The sequence below is a fragment of the endosymbiont 'TC1' of Trimyema compressum genome (genome assembly GCF_001584725.1).
Classification (GTDB): domain Bacteria; phylum Bacillota; class TC1; order TC1; family TC1; genus TC1.
Genome location: NZ_CP014606.1, coordinates 268,157 through 287,737, shown reverse-complemented (window position 1 = coordinate 287,737; position 19,581 = coordinate 268,157). Strand labels below are relative to the sequence as shown.

At 32.6% G+C, this 19,581-nt stretch carries 26 protein-coding genes, 4 pseudogenes and 2 riboswitches; of the genes and pseudogenes, 6 read left to right on the top strand and 24 right to left on the bottom strand.

Translation table 11 applies throughout. From position 1 onward, the window contains the following. Positions 1–17: 17 nt before the first annotated feature. From AZF37_RS12100 to AZF37_RS01855, 15 genes and pseudogenes are all read right to left on the bottom strand, one after another. A complete protein-coding gene (locus AZF37_RS12100; protein WP_281178933.1) occupies positions 18–308 on the bottom strand; it encodes a hypothetical protein in 291 nt (96 codons plus the stop codon). Between the two features lie 55 nt (positions 309–363). Continuing rightward, on the bottom strand, positions 364–594 hold the full coding sequence (locus AZF37_RS12095; protein WP_088369339.1) for a hypothetical protein: 231 nt from the start codon (positions 592–594) through the stop codon (positions 364–366). Next, positions 584–736: a hypothetical protein gene (locus tag AZF37_RS10845; RefSeq protein WP_172793063.1), complete on the bottom strand. Its 153-nt coding sequence runs from the start codon at positions 734–736 to the stop codon at positions 584–586. The genes AZF37_RS12095 and AZF37_RS10845 overlap by 11 nt, the downstream gene beginning before the upstream one ends. Continuing rightward, positions 723–1,013: a hypothetical protein gene (locus AZF37_RS12090; protein WP_088369338.1), complete on the bottom strand. Its 291-nt coding sequence runs from the start codon at positions 1,011–1,013 to the stop codon at positions 723–725. The genes AZF37_RS10845 and AZF37_RS12090 overlap by 14 nt, the downstream gene beginning before the upstream one ends. Continuing rightward, positions 1,013–1,363, bottom strand: a complete 351-nt coding sequence (locus AZF37_RS12085; RefSeq protein WP_088369337.1) for a hypothetical protein — start codon at positions 1,361–1,363, stop codon at positions 1,013–1,015. Before AZF37_RS12085 ends, AZF37_RS12090 begins: the two co-directional genes overlap by 1 nt. Before the next feature lie 21 nt (positions 1,364–1,384). Beyond that, positions 1,385–1,549 carry a hypothetical protein gene (locus AZF37_RS01905; protein ID WP_245612007.1) on the bottom strand — a complete coding sequence of 55 codons (165 nt, stop codon included), beginning with the start codon at positions 1,547–1,549 and terminating at the stop codon, positions 1,385–1,387. A 19-nt stretch (positions 1,550–1,568) separates the two neighbouring features. After that, entirely contained in the window at positions 1,569–2,843 is a 1,275-nt protein-coding gene (locus AZF37_RS01900) for an amidohydrolase family protein (RefSeq protein ID WP_088369335.1), read from the bottom strand. Beyond that, positions 2,840–3,595 (bottom strand): nicotinamide-nucleotide amidohydrolase family protein, encoded by a 756-nt coding sequence (locus tag AZF37_RS01895; protein WP_088369334.1) that lies wholly within the window; start codon positions 3,593–3,595, stop codon positions 2,840–2,842. Before AZF37_RS01895 ends, AZF37_RS01900 begins: the two co-directional genes overlap by 4 nt. 140 nt (positions 3,596–3,735) lie before the next feature. Beyond that, positions 3,736–4,080 carry a molybdopterin-binding protein gene (locus tag AZF37_RS01890; RefSeq protein ID WP_172793062.1) on the bottom strand — a complete coding sequence of 115 codons (345 nt, stop codon included), beginning with the start codon at positions 4,078–4,080 and terminating at the stop codon, positions 3,736–3,738. 1 nt (position 4,081) lies between these two features. Then, complete coding sequence (locus tag AZF37_RS01885; protein ID WP_088369332.1) at positions 4,082–5,152, bottom strand: glycosyltransferase family 4 protein; 1,071 nt, start codon at positions 5,150–5,152, stop codon at positions 4,082–4,084. Between the two features lie 21 nt (positions 5,153–5,173). Continuing rightward, positions 5,174–5,683, bottom strand: a complete 510-nt coding sequence (locus AZF37_RS01880; protein ID WP_088369331.1) for a ferritin — start codon at positions 5,681–5,683, stop codon at positions 5,174–5,176. A 41-nt stretch (positions 5,684–5,724) separates the two neighbouring features. Further along, positions 5,725–6,228, bottom strand: a complete 504-nt coding sequence (locus AZF37_RS01875) for an energy-coupled thiamine transporter ThiT (protein ID WP_088369330.1) — start codon at positions 6,226–6,228, stop codon at positions 5,725–5,727. 50 nt (positions 6,229–6,278) lie between these two features. After that, positions 6,279–6,384: riboswitch (TPP riboswitch) on the bottom strand. 34 nt (positions 6,385–6,418) lie between these two features. Further along, positions 6,419–6,682: a hypothetical protein gene (locus AZF37_RS01870; protein ID WP_088369329.1), complete on the bottom strand. Its 264-nt coding sequence runs from the start codon at positions 6,680–6,682 to the stop codon at positions 6,419–6,421. Next, positions 6,682–7,167 (bottom strand): annotated as a pseudogene (locus AZF37_RS11300) (AAA family ATPase); the annotation flags it as partial. The pseudogene AZF37_RS11300 and the gene AZF37_RS01870, both read right to left, overlap by 1 nt. Then, entirely contained in the window at positions 7,158–7,469 is a 312-nt protein-coding gene (locus AZF37_RS01855) for a hypothetical protein (RefSeq protein ID WP_162473818.1), read from the bottom strand. The pseudogene AZF37_RS11300 and the gene AZF37_RS01855, both read right to left, overlap by 10 nt. A gap of 18 nt (positions 7,470–7,487) precedes the next feature. Here AZF37_RS01855 and AZF37_RS01850 point away from each other — a divergent pair. After that, positions 7,488–8,637: pseudogene (locus AZF37_RS01850) on the top strand (IS3 family transposase). A 137-nt stretch (positions 8,638–8,774) separates the two neighbouring features. Here AZF37_RS01850 and AZF37_RS01845 read toward each other — a convergent pair. Beyond that, the gene (locus tag AZF37_RS01845) at positions 8,775–9,185 is read right to left on the bottom strand and encodes a CtsR family transcriptional regulator (RefSeq protein ID WP_088369325.1); all 411 of its coding nucleotides are present in this window, start codon (positions 9,183–9,185) and stop codon (positions 8,775–8,777) included. A 326-nt stretch (positions 9,186–9,511) separates the two neighbouring features. Between AZF37_RS01845 and AZF37_RS01840 the strand changes: the two genes are divergently transcribed. Further along, positions 9,512–10,168 carry an alpha/beta hydrolase gene (locus AZF37_RS01840; RefSeq protein WP_088369324.1) on the top strand — a complete coding sequence of 219 codons (657 nt, stop codon included), beginning with the start codon at positions 9,512–9,514 and terminating at the stop codon, positions 10,166–10,168. Positions 10,169–10,850: 682 nt separating this feature from the next. On the opposite strand, the gene AZF37_RS01835 is transcribed toward AZF37_RS01840, so the two are convergent. The 7 genes from AZF37_RS01835 to AZF37_RS01800 form a co-directional block, all read right to left on the bottom strand. Further along, complete coding sequence (locus AZF37_RS01835; RefSeq protein ID WP_088369323.1) at positions 10,851–11,081, bottom strand: hypothetical protein; 231 nt, start codon at positions 11,079–11,081, stop codon at positions 10,851–10,853. A gap of 807 nt (positions 11,082–11,888) precedes the next feature. Further along, positions 11,889–12,260: a C39 family peptidase gene (locus tag AZF37_RS01825; protein WP_281178932.1), complete on the bottom strand. Its 372-nt coding sequence runs from the start codon at positions 12,258–12,260 to the stop codon at positions 11,889–11,891. 10 nt (positions 12,261–12,270) lie between these two features. Next, entirely contained in the window at positions 12,271–12,459 is a 189-nt protein-coding gene (locus AZF37_RS12080; RefSeq protein ID WP_088369320.1) for a C39 family peptidase, read from the bottom strand. A gap of 360 nt (positions 12,460–12,819) precedes the next feature. Next, a complete protein-coding gene (gene gcvPB / locus AZF37_RS01815) occupies positions 12,820–14,289 on the bottom strand; it encodes an aminomethyl-transferring glycine dehydrogenase subunit GcvPB (RefSeq protein ID WP_088369319.1) in 1,470 nt (489 codons plus the stop codon). Continuing rightward, positions 14,279–15,628 (bottom strand): aminomethyl-transferring glycine dehydrogenase subunit GcvPA, encoded by a 1,350-nt coding sequence (gene gcvPA, locus AZF37_RS01810; RefSeq protein WP_088369318.1) that lies wholly within the window; start codon positions 15,626–15,628, stop codon positions 14,279–14,281. Before gcvPA ends, gcvPB begins: the two co-directional genes overlap by 11 nt. A gap of 26 nt (positions 15,629–15,654) precedes the next feature. Further along, a complete protein-coding gene (gene gcvT, locus AZF37_RS01805; protein ID WP_088369317.1) occupies positions 15,655–16,755 on the bottom strand; it encodes a glycine cleavage system aminomethyltransferase GcvT in 1,101 nt (366 codons plus the stop codon). 166 nt (positions 16,756–16,921) lie between these two features. Beyond that, positions 16,922–17,026, bottom strand: a riboswitch (glycine riboswitch). A 92-nt stretch (positions 17,027–17,118) separates the two neighbouring features. Further along, entirely contained in the window at positions 17,119–17,604 is a 486-nt protein-coding gene (locus tag AZF37_RS01800; RefSeq protein ID WP_162473817.1) for a QueT transporter family protein, read from the bottom strand. Positions 17,605–17,777: 173 nt separating this feature from the next. Here AZF37_RS01800 and AZF37_RS01795 point away from each other — a divergent pair. The 4 genes and pseudogenes from AZF37_RS01795 to AZF37_RS13060 all read left to right on the top strand — a co-directional run. Beyond that, positions 17,778–17,957: pseudogene (locus AZF37_RS01795) on the top strand (NUDIX domain-containing protein); the annotation flags it as partial. Positions 17,958–18,231: 274 nt separating this feature from the next. Continuing rightward, a complete protein-coding gene (locus AZF37_RS01790; RefSeq protein WP_088369315.1) occupies positions 18,232–18,453 on the top strand; it encodes a hypothetical protein in 222 nt (73 codons plus the stop codon). A 2-nt stretch (positions 18,454–18,455) separates the two neighbouring features. After that, positions 18,456–18,545 (top strand): annotated as a pseudogene (locus AZF37_RS13065) (hypothetical protein); the annotation flags it as partial. Positions 18,546–18,935: 390 nt separating this feature from the next. Next, positions 18,936–19,124, top strand: a complete 189-nt coding sequence (locus tag AZF37_RS13060) for an NUDIX domain-containing protein (protein WP_162474080.1) — start codon at positions 18,936–18,938, stop codon at positions 19,122–19,124. A gap of 1 nt (position 19,125) precedes the next feature. Here AZF37_RS13060 and AZF37_RS01775 read toward each other — a convergent pair whose 3' ends face one another. Beyond that, entirely contained in the window at positions 19,126–19,563 is a 438-nt protein-coding gene (locus AZF37_RS01775; RefSeq protein ID WP_162473815.1) for a Dph6-related ATP pyrophosphatase, read from the bottom strand. Positions 19,564–19,581 lie beyond the last annotated feature (18 nt).

Sequence of the window (19,581 nt, the reverse complement as noted above, 5' to 3'; positions counted from 1 at the left end):
TTAAAGCCTCTGCCATTTCAAAGCGAATGAGCTTTCTCAAAATAGTCTCTTGCTTGATAAGGACTAATTATTAAAGTATTTAAATCGTTAACAGGTATCTGAGAAGCTAGAAAATTAAAAATTTCTATGCCATCTGCACCTATTTTTTGATCAGCAGTAAACAAGCCAACATCTTCATAAACTGTTGCCGTCCTTTCATTATAATTACTTGTGGCTAAGTGACAATAGGTACGAATACCTCCTTCTTTTTCTTTTCGCAAAACTAAAAGCATTTTTGAATGAGTCTTAAGTTTACGAGGTCCATGGATAACATGAACGCCTGCTTTTTCTAAGCGTTTATTCCAATGTATATTGTTTTCTTCATCAAAAACGGGCCTTTAACTCTAATAAAACAGTCACATTTTTACCATTTTTCGCCGCTAACTCTAAGGCATCAATAATGGGACTATTCTTACTTACCCGATAAAGAGTTTGCTTAATAGCCAGAACTTTTTCGTCTCTAGCAGCTAAATTAATAAATGCTAAAATAGCTGAAAAATCATCATAAGGTAAATGATAAACCAGATCTTTTTCACTAATCCATTTAAAAAACATCGCTATTTACTGTCTCAACTACTTTATTAGGTGTAAAAGATTTAAAACGATTTTTAGCAAACCATTTTTTCTTCATAAAATAAGTCAAAAAGGTTAAATCCAGAACATCATTAAGAATGTACAATTCTCTATCTGATACCAAAAACTTTATTTTTTAAAATTTCTAAAACAGGATTACTAGGACTCTCTTCAAGTTCTATTCTAACTGCCTTACCCCATTTTCTTTTCTGAATAGAATTCTCAATTTTAACTAATAAATCTTGTGCCTCTTCTTCATCATAGTCCAAATCAGCATTTCTGGTGAGTCGATAAATAGATACTTTCTTAATTTCATAAGTAGGATAAAGATTAACCAACTGATGCCTTAACAGTGATTCTATAGTAATAAATTTCCTTAAACCATTTTCCTTTATTTCCACTAACGATTAACTTGATAGGGAACTTGCACATTCCCATATCTGGTTTTTCCATCTTTTTCCAACAGCAAAAACAAATTAATAGTTTTATTAGCAATTAGAGGAAAAGATCCATTTTTATCAATTATAGTAGGTGTTACTAATGGATAAATATTCTCCCTATAAAATATATCAGCTTTCTTCTTTTCGCCTTGAGTTAATTGATCATAGGATAGAATTAGAACTTTTTGCTTTTTCATCTCTAACTTAAGTTCTTTATAACGATCATATTGGGTAACTATCATTTTTTTAGTAACTTCATTGATTAATTCAATCTGTTCCTCAGCTGTATAACCAGAAATATCCTTAATCATCTCTCCTGAGCGCAATTGATCCTATAGAGACCCAACTCTAACCATAAAAAATTCATCTAAATTAGAGCTGAAAATACTTAAAAAATTCAGCTGTTCAGCTAGCGGATTTTCTTTTTCAAAGCTTTCACCTAGTACTCTTCTATTAAATTCTAACCAGCTTAATTCTCTGTTAAAATATGAATTCATTTTTATCATTCCTCAATTGTTATTTGAAAGGTTTTTCTAAACGAACTCCTCTTAGATAACGTTCTTTTATGGCTTTTTGATTGCCAATGTAAATAAATTTCTGCAACCGTTCAAGTGGATTCCTTACTTCTCCTTTAGTCAATATTTTATCAGTGTCTACTACCAGAAAGTCTCCTTCATAGCCTGGTTCAAAACTACCGACTTTACCAAAAAAAGAACCGCCGCTTTTTGTTGCCATATAAAAAGCTTCAGAAAATGTTAAAACTTTTGATAAATCATCTTCCATTCTAGCTCTCATTTTTGAAAGCTGAATAGCTAAAACAATTTGAAATGGCATGTAAAGATGGTGACCTCCACTAATGTCTGAACCTAAAGATACAGGCAACCCTCTTTCTAATAAACGTTTTGCATCCATAATACCACTCATTATATTCGCATTCGATTCAGGACAATGAACTGGATAAATCTGTCTGTCGTCCATAAGCTCTAGTTCAGCCTCTTCATTAAAAATCACATGGGCCATAATGGTTTTTGTAGGTGAACCAAATAAGCCATACTCATCATAAACATGACTATAGGCTTTTGACTCTGGGTGAAGTTCCTTTACCCACTCAATTTCACTTAAACTTTCATTAATATGACTTTGTACAGGTACCCCATACTTTTCAGCTAACTGACCCTGTCCAGCCATAGACTCCGCTGTACAATGAGGCACAAATCGCGGCGTAATAATTGGTTTTACTAAATCTGATTTCCCCTCATATTTAATAATAAATGCCTCTGTATCTTCAAGAGATTCTAAAGTAGTCTCTCTATAACTATCAGGACAGTTTCTATCCATATTTACTTTGCCAACATAAGCACTTAAGCCAGATTCTATTAACATATCCATTAAATCTTCAGTAGCCTCTCTATAGAGACTGCCAAAAATAACAGAACGCAGAGAACCACCTTTCCAAAGATTTCTGATAAGCTCCTTATAAATAGCTTTTCTGTAAACTTCATCTTTGAATTTTTCTTCTTCCGGATAAGTATACTTCTCTAACCATACTAATAACTCCACATCTGTTCCCAATCCACAATTGGCATACTGAGGTGCATGTAAATGCAAATCAACAAAAGATGGAATAATCAACTTACCCTCATAATCAACTATTTTTCCCCCTTCATGTTTTGGTGCCAACTTATTATAAACACCTTGTACTATCCCATCTTCAATTATGAGATAACCTTTTTCTACTACTTCAATTTGATCTTTGTTTTTTGAATACAATATGTCGCCTTTTACAATCATTCTATTTTTCCCCTTTTTATTTGATTTAATAAATAAAATAAAATATATCTAACGGTTCTCTTTTTAATACTTTCACGACTCCCTGAAAATTGTTTTTTAATAATAATAATACTGCCATCAAAAGAAAAACCAATATAGACTAAACCAACAGGCTTCTCAATACTGCCACCATCTGGGCCTGCTATTCCAGTTGTTGCCATACAGATATCTGATTTAGTATGTTTATAAACACCCGCTACCATTTCACTAGCAGCCTCTTCACTAACAGCACCATAGGTTTCTAAAGTCTCTTTAGAAACACCTAATAAATCCATTTTAGCATCATTGGAATATGTAACATAGCCTCTATTAAAATAAGCTGAACTACCTGGTACATTAGTTAATATATGGCTTAAGTACCCTCCCGTGCAAGATTCAGCAACAGAAATAGATTTCTTTTCAACCAATAAAAGATTGCCTAAAACACTTTCAAGAGTATCTGAATTCTCACCGAATATATAGTCACCTAAAACAGCCTCTATCTTTTTTTTCATTGTATTAATTAAATTTTCCAAGGCAATCATATTATCACCTTTAGCCGTAATTCTAAAATGAATTTCTCCCTCTTTTACAGTAGGAGCCAAAGTAGGATTATTACTTTTTATAAGATCCTTTAATAAATTCTCTGCATCGGATTCCCCAATACCCATAATTTTGATTGTCTTTGAGAGAATCGTTTCAGTTAAATTAAATTCCTTAACTAAATATGGCAAAATTTCATTTTCAAAAAGCCATTCTAATTCATTAGGAGGCCCTGGCGTTAAAAAGAAATAACGATTATCTTTTTTGATTACTGAACCAGGAGCAGCCCCTTCTTCATTAAAAAAAACAGTAGCGCCGTCTAATACATTCGCTACTTTTTTATTTCCTGAAAGGCAGGCTTTATTCCTTTTTCTACAAAATTCTTCATTTTATCTAAAGTTCTTTGGTGCACAATTTCTGGGACACCTAAAAACTCACTTAAAGCCTCTCTTGTAACGTCATCCTCTGTTGGACCTAAGCCACCATTTAAAAAAATCAGCTGGCTTTTAGTTCTTTTTAGAGCCTCAACTAAACGAACTTTATTATCGCCATAAGTGCTCACTTCATATACATCAATTCCCCATTTAGCAAATTGACGTCCTAAATATTGGCTGTTAGTATTTAAAGTCTCACCTAAAAGCAATTCAGTTCCTGTACAAATAATCTGACATTCCATATTATTCTTCCTTCTCATCTTCCATACACCCCTTTTCCTTTTCACGCTCTGTTTTACTAAACAAACCCATTTGTGCAAATAAAAGCAGAATAATTAAAACAACAGCAACGACTACAATAACCATGTTAATAGTACTAATACCACTAACTAAAACAGCTGTTACCCCTAGAATAGCACTGATACAATAAATAAATAGTACCGTTTGCCGATGGCTGAACCCCCTATTGAGAAGCCGATGATGAAGGTGATTTTTATCTGCATTCATAATAGGTTTTCCTGACAGTGCTCTTCTAAGAATGGACCACACTGTATCTAAAATAGGAATACCTAAAATTAGAATAGGTAACATAAAACTAATGAAAGTCGCTCCTTTAAGAGCGCCTAATATAGCCAACTCTCCTAAAATAAAACCTAAGAATAAGGCACCTGTATCTCCCATAAAAATACTAGCTGGATAAAAATTATACTTAAGAAAACCCAGTATACTGGCAGCTAAAATAAAGGTTACAATACCATAAGTATTATTGCCAATTAAAATACATAAAAGCCCTAAAGATAAACTGGAAATAAGAGATACCCCACCAGCTAAACCATCTAAGCCATCAATTAAATTAACAGCATTTGAGGCGCCAATTAACCATAGCACTGTAATAACCAAAGATAATTCATTTAAAGGTAATGGCTGTCCTTCAACCATAAAAAAACTAATTATATGATTGCCTCCAAAACTTACAAATACTAGGGCACCCATAAACTGTAAAAAAAGTTTTAGTTTTGGGCTAATAGTAAAAATATCATCTAAGACACCTGCAAGTACTACAAAAATTGATGGGAAAATAATTGAAACAGCTGTTTGAATAAAGCCGAATACAATAAATATTCCAACATAAAAGGAAACAACAATGCCAATCCCTCCTAATCGAGGTGTTGGCATTGTATGTACTTTCCTATTATTTGGATAATCTAAGGCATCAACTTTAAATGCTATCTTCTTAACAAGTGGCACAAGGGCAAAACTTAAAATAAGTGTTATGCCTATTGCCACAAGTGTAATTATCATCTTAAAAGTCATTGTTACTCCATGTAATCAATATTATTCTTGTGTGTCATCCACAAACACTCTCGTTGCTAACTCTTTATCCATTTGATATAGGCCATTGCTATTGTCGCCAATTAATCTTAATTTCTTAATAATAGCATCTGCATTGCTCTCTTCTTCAACTTGCTCATCAATGAACCAGTTTAGAAAACTAATTACAGAGTAATCTCTTTCCTCTTGAGCAATATCCATTAATAAATTAATTCTTTTGGTAACCCATTGTTCATGTTCTAAAGTTTCTTCAAAAATTTCAAGAATATCATTGCCTTTAACGACAGGAGTTTCAAATCCTAAGATTTCAATGTCGCCACCTTTTTCTGCAATAAAATCAAATATTTTCATAGCATGAGATTTTTCCTCTTCAGCTTGTACTTTCATATAGTTTGAAGCACCTGCAAAATCTAAGCTCTCAAATTTAGCAGCCATTGCTAAATAAAGATGGGCTGAAAAAAACTCATACATAATTTGATTATTTAATTCTTCATTTAAATGTTTTGATAACATGACTTCGCTCCCTTTTCTTTTTAACCTATTATACCATATTTTCACTGTCTGGAGAATATAGGCATAAACTTTTTAAGCAGAATTACAAGAACAAATATAATAAGCATTTCTGGAATCACATACGTGAAATTATAAATCAAGGAATAGATAATTGGATTACTGTCACCTGCATAACTGGCAAACACAAGAACACCTGATAAAAAATTACTAACAAAGCGAACTAGAGTCGCTAATAAAAAACCAAGATTATGCTTACCTAGAGCCACTAGGCCTAATGCCGCACCTGGCACAATGTAATCCAATACTATTGAAAGTGGATGAAAACTAAACTTAGTGGTTAAAACAAAATGTAAGATTCCATAGAGAATACCTAAAAAAACACCTTGCTTAACCCCTCGTCTCATAGCGAATATAATAATAGATAAAGGCGCTAAAGTAATAGCCCCTCCATAAGGCATAGTTAATAAAACAAAGTAATTTAAGGCTTCAGCTATTCCCAGTAAAACCCCGCCCTCAACCAGTATTGATAATTTTTTCCGTTCCATTTCCAATCTCCTTTCCACATAAAAAAACAGCTTTATCCGTCAGGATAAAGCTGTTAAATGCTTTTTCTCCCTACGCTGGCATTATCCAGATCAGGTTAAAGGGTCTTAAGTCACGCTTAACTCTCAGCTGGTTTACCAGCTCCCCTGTATCTCACTGTATTGTATCAGAAAAAACATCTAAATAAAAGGTTTATTCTTCAACTACTTCAATTATTTCTTCTATATCATCATCTCCAGCATTGGTTACAATTACTCTTTCATTCTTATAATTAAGAATTGCTTTTTCCCCTTCTTCAATAGTGCTACTTAAGATTGCATCTGCTAATGGGTCTTCAACAAAGCTTTGAACTGAACGCTTAAGCGGTCTTGCGCCATACTCTGGATCGAAACCATCATCTAACAATTTTTTCTTCAAGGTATCTTTAATTTCCAATGAAGGAATACCTAGTTCCATTACTCTTTTTTCAACATCTCTAAAATATCATCTAAACGATTAATGAATTCTGGTCTAAATGTATTTTTGACTTCACTCATTATTTTTTCTCTATTTTGTTTTTCTTCAGACTCACTATCAACATCATTATTAAACCCTAATTTATTAATATAGCGAATTTTATCAACGCCAACGTTAGAAGTCATAATAATAACTGTATTTCTAAAGTTTACGGTTCTACCTTATCCGTCTGTAAGTCTACCATCATTAAATAATTAGAGCATAATGTTAAATACATCTGGGTGGGCTTTCTCAACTTCATCAAATAGAATAACACTATATGGATTTCTTCTGACAGCTTCAGTTAATTGACATGCATCATCAAATCCTACATATCCTGGAGGAGCACCAATTAATTTTGAAACAGTATGTTTCTCCATAAACTCTGACATATCGAAACGAACCATATCTTCTTCTTTGCCGAATAAGTATTCTGCTAAAGCTTTAGCCGTTTCAGTTTTTCCGACACCAGTAGGTCCAAGGAATAAGAAAGAACCTGATGGTCTCTTAGGATTTTAAGTCCAGATCTTGCTCTTCTAACTGCTTTTGAAAGTACAGTAATGGCTTCATCTTGACCAATTACTCTCTGATGTAAAGTAGACTCTAAATTCATTAGTTTATCAGTTTCAGATTTTTCCATATTTTCAACTGGAATGCCAGTCCATTCAGAAACAATCTTGGCAATATCTGGACATATACTAAAAAAGTAGACAGGAAAAAGTGAAACATGTTTTAAATAAGTAGACACATAAGAAAGGATAAAATTATGAATAATTACAAGAAATACGATGAAGAATTTAAAAAAAGTATTGTTAATTTACACCAAAACGGTAAAACTCAATCCCAACTTTCTAAAGAATATGGTGTCTCCATGTCTGCTTTACACAAGTGGATTAAACTTTATTCTCAGGTTAGAATTGATGATGATACTATTCTAACCGCTAAGCAGATTAAGGATCTTCAAAAGCGTAATGCTCGACTCTAGGAGGAAAATATCATTTTAAAAAAAGCAATTGCCATATTCACGCCTCACTCAGACAAAGATTAATGGCTGTTCATACCCTTCGTTTTCAGCACGCTATCTCTTTTCTTTGTCATGTCCTTAAAGTGAACCGCAGCTCCTATTACAAATACTTTTCGGAAAAACTTTCTCCTAGAACTATTGAGAATTAAAAACTCCGTCAGCTTATTCTCGGAGATTTGTCATCTTACTAAGAGACGTATTGGCCCATCTAAGATTAAGGCTCTTCTTTCCTATGACTATGGCATCAACATCAGTATTGGTAGAGCGAGCCGCCTGATGACTGACATGAATCTTCCTAAAATGCCTACTATCAAACTTCGGTTTATTCATCCGAGGTCTATTCCCAATTTTGATTGCCCTAACTACCTAAATCAAAATTTTAATGTTCCTCAGCCCAATCAAGTCTGGGCTAGTGACATTACCTATATTAATTTAAATGCCTCTTTTGCTTATCTCTGTGTTATTATGGATTTATTTTCTCGTAAAATTATTGCTTGGAAGCTCTCTCTTAAAATTGATACTTCTCTTGTTAAGGATACTTTTATCAAAGCCTTTTATTCTCAAAAACCTTCTACTTCTCTTATTTTTCATTCTGACAGAGGTTCCTAATATACTTCTTTTATCTTTAGAAAGCTCCTTGATTCTTTTGGTATCATTCAATCTTTTTCTAAGCTTTCTCATCCTTGGGACAATGCTGTCGTTGAGTCCTTTTTAAATATATGAAAAAAGAAGAAATTCTTCGTAGGTCTTTTTCTTCCTTTGCTCAAATTAAGCTTTCCTGCTTTGAACACATTGAGGGCTTCTACAACCCCCTATACGTCCCCACTCTGCTAATAACATTCTTTCTCCTAATTCCAAAGAAGACTATTTTTTCACTTCTATTAAAACTTAATTTCACTTTTTCTATCTACTCTATTGACATTCTTCCAGTAGCTTGCATCATTTTTTCCACATAATTGACATTTCATTTTAGTTTCCTCCTTCGCCAGCTAAAAAACCATTAAATTTTTCATCATAATAGCTCTTATGTTATTTCTTTCCTTTTTTATCATCAATTGGCAAACTTTCATCTTTAATAAGTTGCCAGATAATTGCTAATCCTCTATCTGTAATTATTTTTTCTTCTCCAAGTCTTTCCAGAATTTTCTTCCCCATCATACTGGTCATTTCTCCTGAAACACATTCAATCTTCTTTAGAAAAGAAGGAATATCTGAAGCGGATATTTTTTCAATTTGCACATAACCACCTCCACCGCGTTTACTTTCTACCAGATAACCTCTCTCAATTGTAAATCTAGTATTTAAAACATAGTTAATCTGTGAGGGAACACAGGAAAATTTAAATGATAAATCCATTCTTTTTAAATGAACAGATCCATTTTCACTACCTTTAATAATATCTAAAATATAGGCTTCAATTACATCACTTAGGGTCTTCATTATTCTCACTCCTGACTATATTTGACTATATTTGACTATATTTTCGATGTTTTGTCAATACTTTTTTGAAATTTATATATATTACTTTTAAAACTGCTTTTTACATTCTTATCAAAAAGTCTCTAGTATTATTAATCACGCTCATCTGTCTATGCCATATTAAATGCTTTTCAGCCAACTCAATCGACTACATTCCTGTATTTTCAGAAGGATTCATTATTGACATGCAAAAAGTGTATTGTATAATTAAATAGTTCAGAATAAATAAATATCAACTCTATCCTTAAATTTATATTTACATAATACTTTAAACAAAGGAGAACAATTTGAATATAATAATTAATCTGTTTTTAGTTTCTTTGCTTTTTATATTAGCATTTATCATAATATTTTTAGCTTACAGAAAATATAGACAGAAAAAAATCATTACTTATACTAATAGCAATAGCATTATTGCTAATAATGGTATTAGTGAATTAAGAAAAGTAGTATTAAATAATTCAGAACAATATATTTATATTGAAGCAACAGATAAGAATAAGCCAGTTGTATTATTTTTACATGGTGGCCCAGGTATTGCCTATCCTTTTGGTGTAAATTCAAGAGGAATTTATCCTGAAATTACAGAAAATGCAGTAGCCGTTTACTGGGATCAAAGAGGTGCTGGAAAATCCTATAATAAAAATGTAAATGTAGCTGATCTTACTATAGAACAGATTGTAAATGACACGAATGCTTTGGTAGATTACCTTTGCAAAGAATTTAATCGTTCAAAAATATTTATTGTTGGCGCTTCTTGGGGGACAATACCGGCTATTAAGCTTATACAACAATATCCGCAAAAATTTTATGGTTATATTGCTTATGCTCAACTTCTTAATATGGATAAAGGAGATTTAGATACATACACTTGGCTACTGGAAACAATAAAAAAGAAAAAAAGAAATTCGTCTGTTAAAGCAAATAGGGTGTCCACCTTATAAGCAGAAAAAAGATTTAAAAATATTTAGTACAATTTGGGAGAATAATAATAAAATTGAAAGTAATAATGGAGAAAACAAAATTAGTATATCAAGGTTATTATCTGGTGTTATATTTTCACCTGATAATACTTTAATTGATATACCTATCTATTTTATTCATGGCAAATATGATAAAACTAGTTCTTTTAAAATTGCTTTTGATTATTTTCAAAACTTAAATGCCTACCATAAAGAATTTAAAATTTTAGAATGGTCTGCCTATATTCCGAGCCAAATAGATTTTGATAGTATTATTAAATATATTAGCAATATTATTAAAAAATATTAGTATATCTGTGTAATTACTAATTTCTTTCTTTTGATTTTTATTTTTGCTAGAACAATCAAATAGCTTCACCCACTTTTTAATAGCAAATCTAATTTTTATTGCTATTAAAAACCCCCTTTGAAATTTCCGTTAATAGAGTATTTTGCTCTTTTTATTAACGATTCACTCAAAATGGATATATTAACTATTCTTTTCCACTGATATTATTTTTTTATCTATTTATATGTGGATTATATGTGGACCATTTTTTTACTGCATCTTCAGCCATCTATGCTTTCGTATCTTTATGTTCCTTATGAAGGTTCATTTCTTTTAGCTGTTTAGCTTGATTCTCATTAATAATACCTGCAGATACTAAATCAGAAAATTTATCGGCTCCTTTTTAGCATTATCTTTGTTATTTTTTAAAAACTCTAACATTTTGTTTGCTATTGCTTTATCAATAATTCCCTTTGATACCGCTTCTTCAAATTTTGATGCTCCTTTACACTTATAGCCAATCTGTTTTGCTGTAATAGCATTAGCTTTCTGATTAGCTGAATTATCATTTGTAGCTGCAAATAAAGTAGTTCCTCCAATTCCCAATAATGTAAGTGCTGTTAATCCAATAGCTAATGTTTTTTATTTTTGCATTCATATACATTTTCCTCTCAAAATATTCATAGTATCCTCCTTAACTACTATAATATCTTACTAAACATATATGAAGTTCATAAGTCCTTTAAATGTGTGTTTTGTGTATATTAAATGAGAAATATGAAGTTTGAAAGTGGAAGAATAATATTTCAATTGCATTTTTCATTACTATTTTCCAGTAACAAAAAAATATATCTTTATACCATTCCCATACAAAGAATCAGCTATTTTAAACGAGCGAGCACATATAGTGGAGCAACTTTATGAAACACAAATAGCCTACTTCACTCTCTTAATAAAGGAAATGAAAGATGTAATAAAAATGCGCCACAATATACATAACCACCTTACCATAATTGATGGTTTTATAGAGAATCATCAATATGCTAAACTCAGGGAATATGTTTCAACTTGGCAATCTTACCTACCCAATAACCAGATAAAAAATATTGTAACTTATATATGATTAATATTTTATCTCATTTTGCTACAGAAAATAATATTAATTTTAAGGTTCGCTGTAATTTAAAAAATAATAACCAGCAAACAAATAATATTTCAGATGCTGACTATGTTCTCTCTATTCAAACTTAACGAAAAATACTATTGAGGATTGTTTGTGCATTAAAGAGAATAAGCGCTTTATAAAAGTAGCTATTGTAAGTATTACAAACCATTCATTAATGATAGCTTTTGATTATTAACTATAATAAAAGGACTGAATTTATAAAATGCAAATTCAGTCCTTTTTCAAACCTATTTTTCAATATAGATTCCTTGACTCCCCATCTGTTTCCAGGCAGCAATAAAATTTTCTTTATCGGTTCTATAGTCTTTTTCACCATAAGGATCATTAAGGTAAATAAAATCTTGATCATATCCAACTACTACAACACTATGCATGGAATATGTAATTTCCATTATTCCTTGTCGTGTAGGCCAAGCCTCCATATCAGCGGCAGGCATAAAATCTATTGTTTTAATAACCCAAACAGGAGAACCTAAAGCAATAGCTTTTTCAACCTCTTGAAAAGACTCTCCAGAAATATTTTTCACCTGATTCTTATTGACATATTTCACTAATACATCTTCAACGGGTTTATTGTAAACCCCTAACCCAGAATCAATACCCTCAATATCACCCTACAAAACCAATATTGAAATTGCCATAGAATCCATCTTCATCAATAAAGGGTTCTTTATTAATCTCCTGAGCTAATTGATTTTTACTAATATCATAACCGCTGTTACTCAGAATCATTGCTAAAGAAGTAACCTCACAGCCATTATATAAAGGAGGATCATCAAATTGATAAAGTAAAGGCATATCAATAAAAGCTTCTACTGGGTAAGATTGTGCTTCAACACTGACCCTATCATTATGTAAAGTAAAAACTGATTCAAACTTATTTATGGTATTTAATAAAGCAAAAGCTATAACAAAAAATCCTATTAATGCTATTAGGCAAATAATAATTATTATCCTATTTTTTACCTTTACTATGCATTATTATCCCCCTCCTAGTTTATTCTTAAAACATTTCTTATCTAATATCTTAAATCTATTATAATCCTCAAAGAGTCACTATTTCTATAGCTTTCTCAAAAAGCCTACGAAAAAAACACAATTTAAAAAGAAGCCAGTTAAATAACCAGCTTCTTTCTATATGATACAAATTTGTTTAACTTATGATTTAGTATAACGTAAGTTTGGCTCTCTAGCTGCTTTTACTTCGTCTAGACGCTTAATTCTAGTCATATGAGATGCAGAAGTAACAATAGACGCATTAGCCTTAGCCTCTGCTACAATCTTGCCTACAACCTCAGCAAAACCTTCAAGAGTCTCTTTTGTTTCAGTCTCAGTTGGCTCAACCATCATTGCCTCTGCAACAATTAATGGAAAGTAAATTGTTGGTGGATGATATCCATAGTCAATCATTCTCTTAGCAATATCAAGTGTATGAACACCTGTATCAGCAATATTTGCCGGAGTCATAATAAACTCATGCATTGCAAAACGTTCTGGTGCTTCTACATGTAAAAACTCACTTACGAGTTTCTTTAAGTAGTTTGCATTAAGCACAGCATACTGAGAAGCTTGTTTTAAGCCTTCAGGTCCAAGTGCACGCATATAAGTATATGCTTTAACAAGAACAGAGAAGTTACCATAGAACATTTTCATTCTGCCAATTGAATTTGGAATATCATATTCTAAGTAGTATCTTTCTTCATCTTTATTGTACTCTGCAATTGGTGCTGGTAAAAATTCAGCTAAGTGAGCTTTTACACCAATTGGGCCTGCACCTGGTCCACCGCCACCATGAGGGGCAGATAATGTTTTGTGAACATTAAGGTGAACAACGTCAAATCCCATATCACCAGGTCTTGTAATACCCATAATAGCATTAGCATTAGCACCATCATAGTAAATTTGACCACCTGCATCGTGAACAATTTTAGTAATTTCTTTAATGTTTCTTTTAAATAAACCAAGGGTACTTGGGTTAGTTAACATTAAGGCAGCTGTGTCATCACCAACAGCTTCTTTTAATGCTTCAATATCTACATCACCTTCTGGTGAAGACTTAATCTCAAAGATTTCGTATCCAGCCATAACTGCAGTAGCAGGGTTTGTACCATGGGCGGCATCAGGAACAATAACTTTTGTTCTTTTGAAATCACCTCTATTTTCATGGTAAGCTCTGATTACTTTAATACCAGCTAACTCTCCATGAGCCCCTGCTGCAGGTTGTAATGTTACAGAATCCATACCAGTTAATTCAGCAATTAATTTTTGCAATTCATACATTAACTGTAATCCGCCTTGCATTGTACTTTCTGGTTGGTAAGGATGCATCCAAATAAATCCTGGCAAACGGCTTGTATTTTCATTTAATTTAGGATTATATTTCATTGTACAAGAGCCTAATGGATAAAATCCTGTATCAACACCAAAGTTCATACTTGATAAGTGAGTAAAATGACGTACAACTTCAATTTCGCTTACCTCTGGTAAATCAGCCTCTTCTTTACGGAGCATTCCTCCTGGCAAAACATTTCCTTGATCTACTTTAGGTACTTGTAATTCTGGAAGACTATAACCTTTATGTCCTGGAGTGCTCATTTCAAAAATAAGTGGTTCTGCTTTATTTAGCATTGATAATCACCTCCACTGCGTTAACTAATGCATCCATTTCTCCTTTTGAACGAAGTTCATTAACAAAGAATAGACCAACATGATCTAATTTCTCGTTAAAATGACCTAAGTCAACTGGAGCTAAGAATCCATTTTCTAATAATTTTTCTTGTAAAACTTTAGCTTTAATTGGTAATTTTAGAGCAAACTCACAGTAAAATGGTTGATTATACAATAATTCAACTCCTTCAATTTTTGTAAGTGCATCTTTTAAGTAATGGGCATTAGATAAACTTTTTTCAGCTACTTCTTTTAAACCAGCTTTTCCTAAAGCAGATAATGTAATATTTACTGCTAAAGCATATAGGGCTTGGTTGGAACAAATATTAGAAGAAGCTTTGTCTCTTCTAATATGTTGCTCACGAGCTTGCATAGTCAATACATATGCTTTTTTTCCTTCAACGTCTTCTGTAACACCAGCAATACGTCCAGGTAATTTTCTACCTAGTTTAGTTGTTGTTGCAATTAAACCAATATTTGGTCCTGAAAATGAAGTAGGTCCAGCAAAACAGATACCATCTCCAACAGCAATATCTACACCTAAACTGCCTGGAGATTCTAAAACACCCATTGCAGATAAATCAGTTACAACTGCAATAACTAATGCTTTTCTCGCATGTGCTGCTTCAACAATTTTAGCAACATCTTCTACTGACCCAAAGAAGTTAGGGTATTGAATAACATAAGCAGCAGCCTTTTCTGTTGCCAAAGCTTCAAAAGCCTCAACCGGTGTAACGCCGTCTTTCATTTCAGCAATTTTCACAACTTGTCCTGGTCCATGGGCATATGTTTTAGCAGTTTCAATATATTCAGGATGAACACCAGCAGAAATAACTACTTCATTTTTTCTTTTATCACATGCCATAATCATAGCCTCTGCTAATGCAGTTGCACCATCATAAACTGATGCATTCGAAACATCTAAACCAAATAACTCACAAACCATTGTTTGGAATTCATAAATATTTTGTAATGTTCCTTGGCTGATTTCAGGTTGGTATGGTGTATAAGCGGTGTAGAATTCTGAACGGCTAATCAGATGATCTACAATAGTTGGTACAAAGTGGTTGTACGCACCAGCACCCATGAAACATGGGTTAGCATTTGTATCTTTGTTTTTTCCTGCCATTTTCATTAGCAGTTGTCTTGTTTCATATTCTGAAAGGCCTTTCGGCATAGCCATAGTATCTTTCAAACGTAAATCCTCAGGAATGTCTTGAAATAATTCCTCAATAGATTTTACGCCTATTTTCTGAAGCATCGTTTCTTTTTCTTGCTCCGTAATAGGTACATAATTCATAAAATCGCTCCTTCCAATTAAAGGGATTACCCTTTTTTGTAAAATGGTGTTTTAACTACAACTGCTTCTACATCTTTGCCACGAATTTCAACAGCGATTTTGTCATCAACTGCAACATCCATAGAAACCAAAGCTAAGCCTAAGTTTTTCTTTAATGATGGAGAATAGCTACCAGAAGTAATATAGCCAACTACATTACCATCTTTTTTCACTGGGTAATCATCTCTAGCAATTCCTCTGCCAACCATTTCTAAACCCACAACTTTACGTTTTCTACCTTCAGCTTTTTCTTTATCTAAAGCATCTTTACCAATAAAATCATCTTTGTCTAAATCAACAAAACGACCAATACCAGTTTCTAATGGAGAAATTTCATCACTTAGCTCATGACCATATAAAGGTAACTTCATTTCAAAACGAAGTGTATCTCTACAGCCTAAACCTGCTGGTTTAATATCTTCTCCGCTAACTTCTAAAATTTTGTCCCAAACAATGTTAATATCTTTACCATCATTTGATTCAACATAAATTTCAAAACCATCTTCTCCAGTATAACCAGTTCTTGAAACAATAGCCTCAACACCAGCTACTTTACCTACTTTAAAAGAATAAAAAGGAATATCTTTTAAATTAATATCTGTAATTTTTTGTAAAATTTTCTCGGCTAAAGGCCCTTGAATTGCTACTTCACCAGTCACATCTGATTTGTCTTCAAATACTACATCAAAGCCATCTTTATGATCTAAAATCCATTGATAGTCTTTTGGTGTATTAGATGCGTTTGGCACTAATAAATATTTTTCATCGTTAAATTTGTAAGCCAATAAATCGTCAACTGCTTTACCAGTAGGTAGCATTAAAACACCATACTTAATAAAACCATCCTTTACATTTGTTACACTGCTTGATAGTAAGTAATTAATAAACTTACTAGCATCTTTTCCTGTAATCCAGAATTCTCCCATGTGGCTAACATCAAATAAACCTGATTTTGTTCGAACTGCTTCATGCTCATCTAAAATACCTGAATACTGAACCGGCATATCCCAGCCACCAAAATCCACCATTTTAGCTCCTAGGTCATAATGCTTTTGATTTAAAGGGGTTTTTTTCAAATTATCTGACATAAATTGCACCTCCAAAATATTTTCAACATATAATAAACAAATAACTTGTAAAAAGGACACGAGAAAAAACTTGCGCTTTTTCCCTGTCCTTTTACCTGAAGACTTTTGCACTATCTAAGCGCTTATTCTCTTTGGTGTCTCACATGCGAGATCTCTCCAGAGTTCGTGTCCACCAACAGTACCTTGTACCTGAGAGATTCCTCAATTAACTCGCATTGTTAACAAGTTGCTCCATCGGTGTGGCTTTTCACCACTCTCCTGCTGATATTCATTCACCAATATGTTCTTACTTATAAGAATATAGTAAAATTGAATAAAAATCAATCTTTAATAAGTGTTTCCAAATGTTATATTTTTCTCAAGCTATGTAATATCCTGCTTAAACTTCATTTTTTTCAGAGCATAGTAAAAAGGAATTCCCAATCCATAGAGAATTACTATCTCGCCTAAGAAAACCCCTCCGGCTGAAAACCAGAAAGGAATCCCTGCAAATACAGTTAATTCAATACCCACTATTAAGCTATTGGCAATTAACGGTGGTAACATTACCCAGCCAATTTTACGATGCCTTAGCTTATAAACAATCCCTACACCAACAGCTGTTGCTAAAGTGCCAAAAATAACATCCGGCAATCCAAATGGGCTAAACAAATTAGCAATTAAACACCCTACTATTAAACCTGGTAAAGCTGAACGTCTAAAACATACTAAAACAATTAAAGCTTCTGCTATTCTAAATTGAATAGGTCCATAGCTAATAGGCAATACAACTGTTAGTACAGCATATAAAGAAGCAATGATTGCAACTTCAGCAAAAAAACGACCTTGTGACTTAAAAGTAATCTTCATTTTATCTCCCCCGTCCTTGATTATTGTCTTTGTATATCTTATCATAAATGGAGATAATTTTATACTGGTAAGAAAGTAGGCGTTAAAATGAGACAGGTAACAATGGGCATTCTATACAAGCCGACTACTCAAAAAACCTAATCGGTAAAAGAAATTAAAACAAACCATTTCCTGGTTATTTTGAATTTCCAGGAGGTAAATTAGAATACCCTGAAACCATCTTAGAATCTCTTGAAAGAGAGCTTTATGAAGAATTAAATCTAACCATTCCATATGCACATTTTCTTTTTAAAAATAACAGTGAAGATTTTATACTCTATTTTTCTTTATTGGTGATTCTTTTAATAATTTAGAGGATTATGAATACGAAACTGCTTATTGGATTTCTATTAAAGACTTAAAAAAATATAATTTACTACCACATAATCGCCCTTTAGTTCCCCTGCTAGAAAAGTATGAACATTTTTTAACTTCAAACCTAACAAAAAAGAACTCTCCAAAAAAGAAAAACAACAATTACTTAACATTCAGATAAATGAAAATCTTTTTTTATGGTACAAAAAGAATAAAAGAGAGCTACCCTTTAGAGAAAATAAAAACCCTTACTATATTCTATTGTCAGAAATAATGTTGCAACAAACACAAATGCAAACTGTAATCCCTTACTTTAGCCGTTTTATAGAAGCTTACCCAACACTAGAAGCCCTCAGTCTAGGAACTGAAGAAAAAGTATTAAAACTTTGGGAAGGTTTAGGCTACTATTCTCGAGGTAGAAATCTCCTTAAATGCGCCCAAAAGGTTAGACAAAGAATTTTAATAGTCGACTACCCCAATCTTTTGACGCCTTAAAAAAATTACCTGGCATTGGTGACTATACAGCTGGTGTAATTGCAAGTATTGCATTTGGAGAAAAACCCCTGCTGTTGATGGTAATCTACTAAGAGTATTCAGCCGTTTATTCGGTCTTAAAAAAATATTTCAAACCCTAAAACAAAACGCTATTTTCAAGAAAAATTAAAAATATTATGTCCGAAGATAATTCTGGAGACTTTAATGAAGCATTGATGGATTTAGGTTCCCTTGTTTGCGCCAAAAAAATCCAGCCTGCACCAGCTGCCCATTTAGCCCAATTTGTATGGCCTATAACAACAATGCCATTGAAGCGTTTCCGGTGAATAAAAAGAAAATAAAAAACAGTTAGTTATTTAGAAGTTGGCTATGTAACCTATGATAACTGTCTTTTATTTGAAAAAAGACCGAGTAGAGATTTACTAGCTAATTTAGATGGGCTTACCTGCAGATGAAAATTTAAAGGAGTATTTCCTCAAAAAATACCATACGGAAGTTACTTCGGGAAAACCATTAAACCAAAAACCCATCATTTTACCCATAAAACTTGGCATCTGACACTCTACCCTATTAAGCTCAGTAAAAAAATAGAAGCCCCTAATATTTTTTGGATAAAAAAAGAGGATATAAATACCCTCTCCATTCCTACAGCATTTAAAAAGCTTCTTTAATTTAAATTTTATATTTAATGAAACCATGGGTCTCATTAAAAAGTTTATCTTCAATTGTAATATTAATTGGTTTTTTAAATAGAGGTCCTGCAATTACAGCCGTATGAAATTCTCCACCTTCACCAGAGGGTTCAATACCCTCTAACTTCATTCTATCAACAATATTATGGGTTAATACCTCACCTAAATACTTTTTATCAACAACATCTAGCTTAATACTTGTAATAATTGCTTTAAAGCATAAGTCTATAAACTGTCTTGTATTGGCTTCTCTGCCTTTTAACCATAAAGGCATAAGAGCGTCCATGCCAACCTTTTCACAAACCATTTCCTGCCATTGACGATGAGCTTCTAAGTCCATATCTCCAAAAACGCCATAGTCGATGCCTTGTTTTTTTAAAATAGCTAGTTGCTTCACAAAGGGTACAGTCCTTTCCACCACTCCATGATGTGAAAA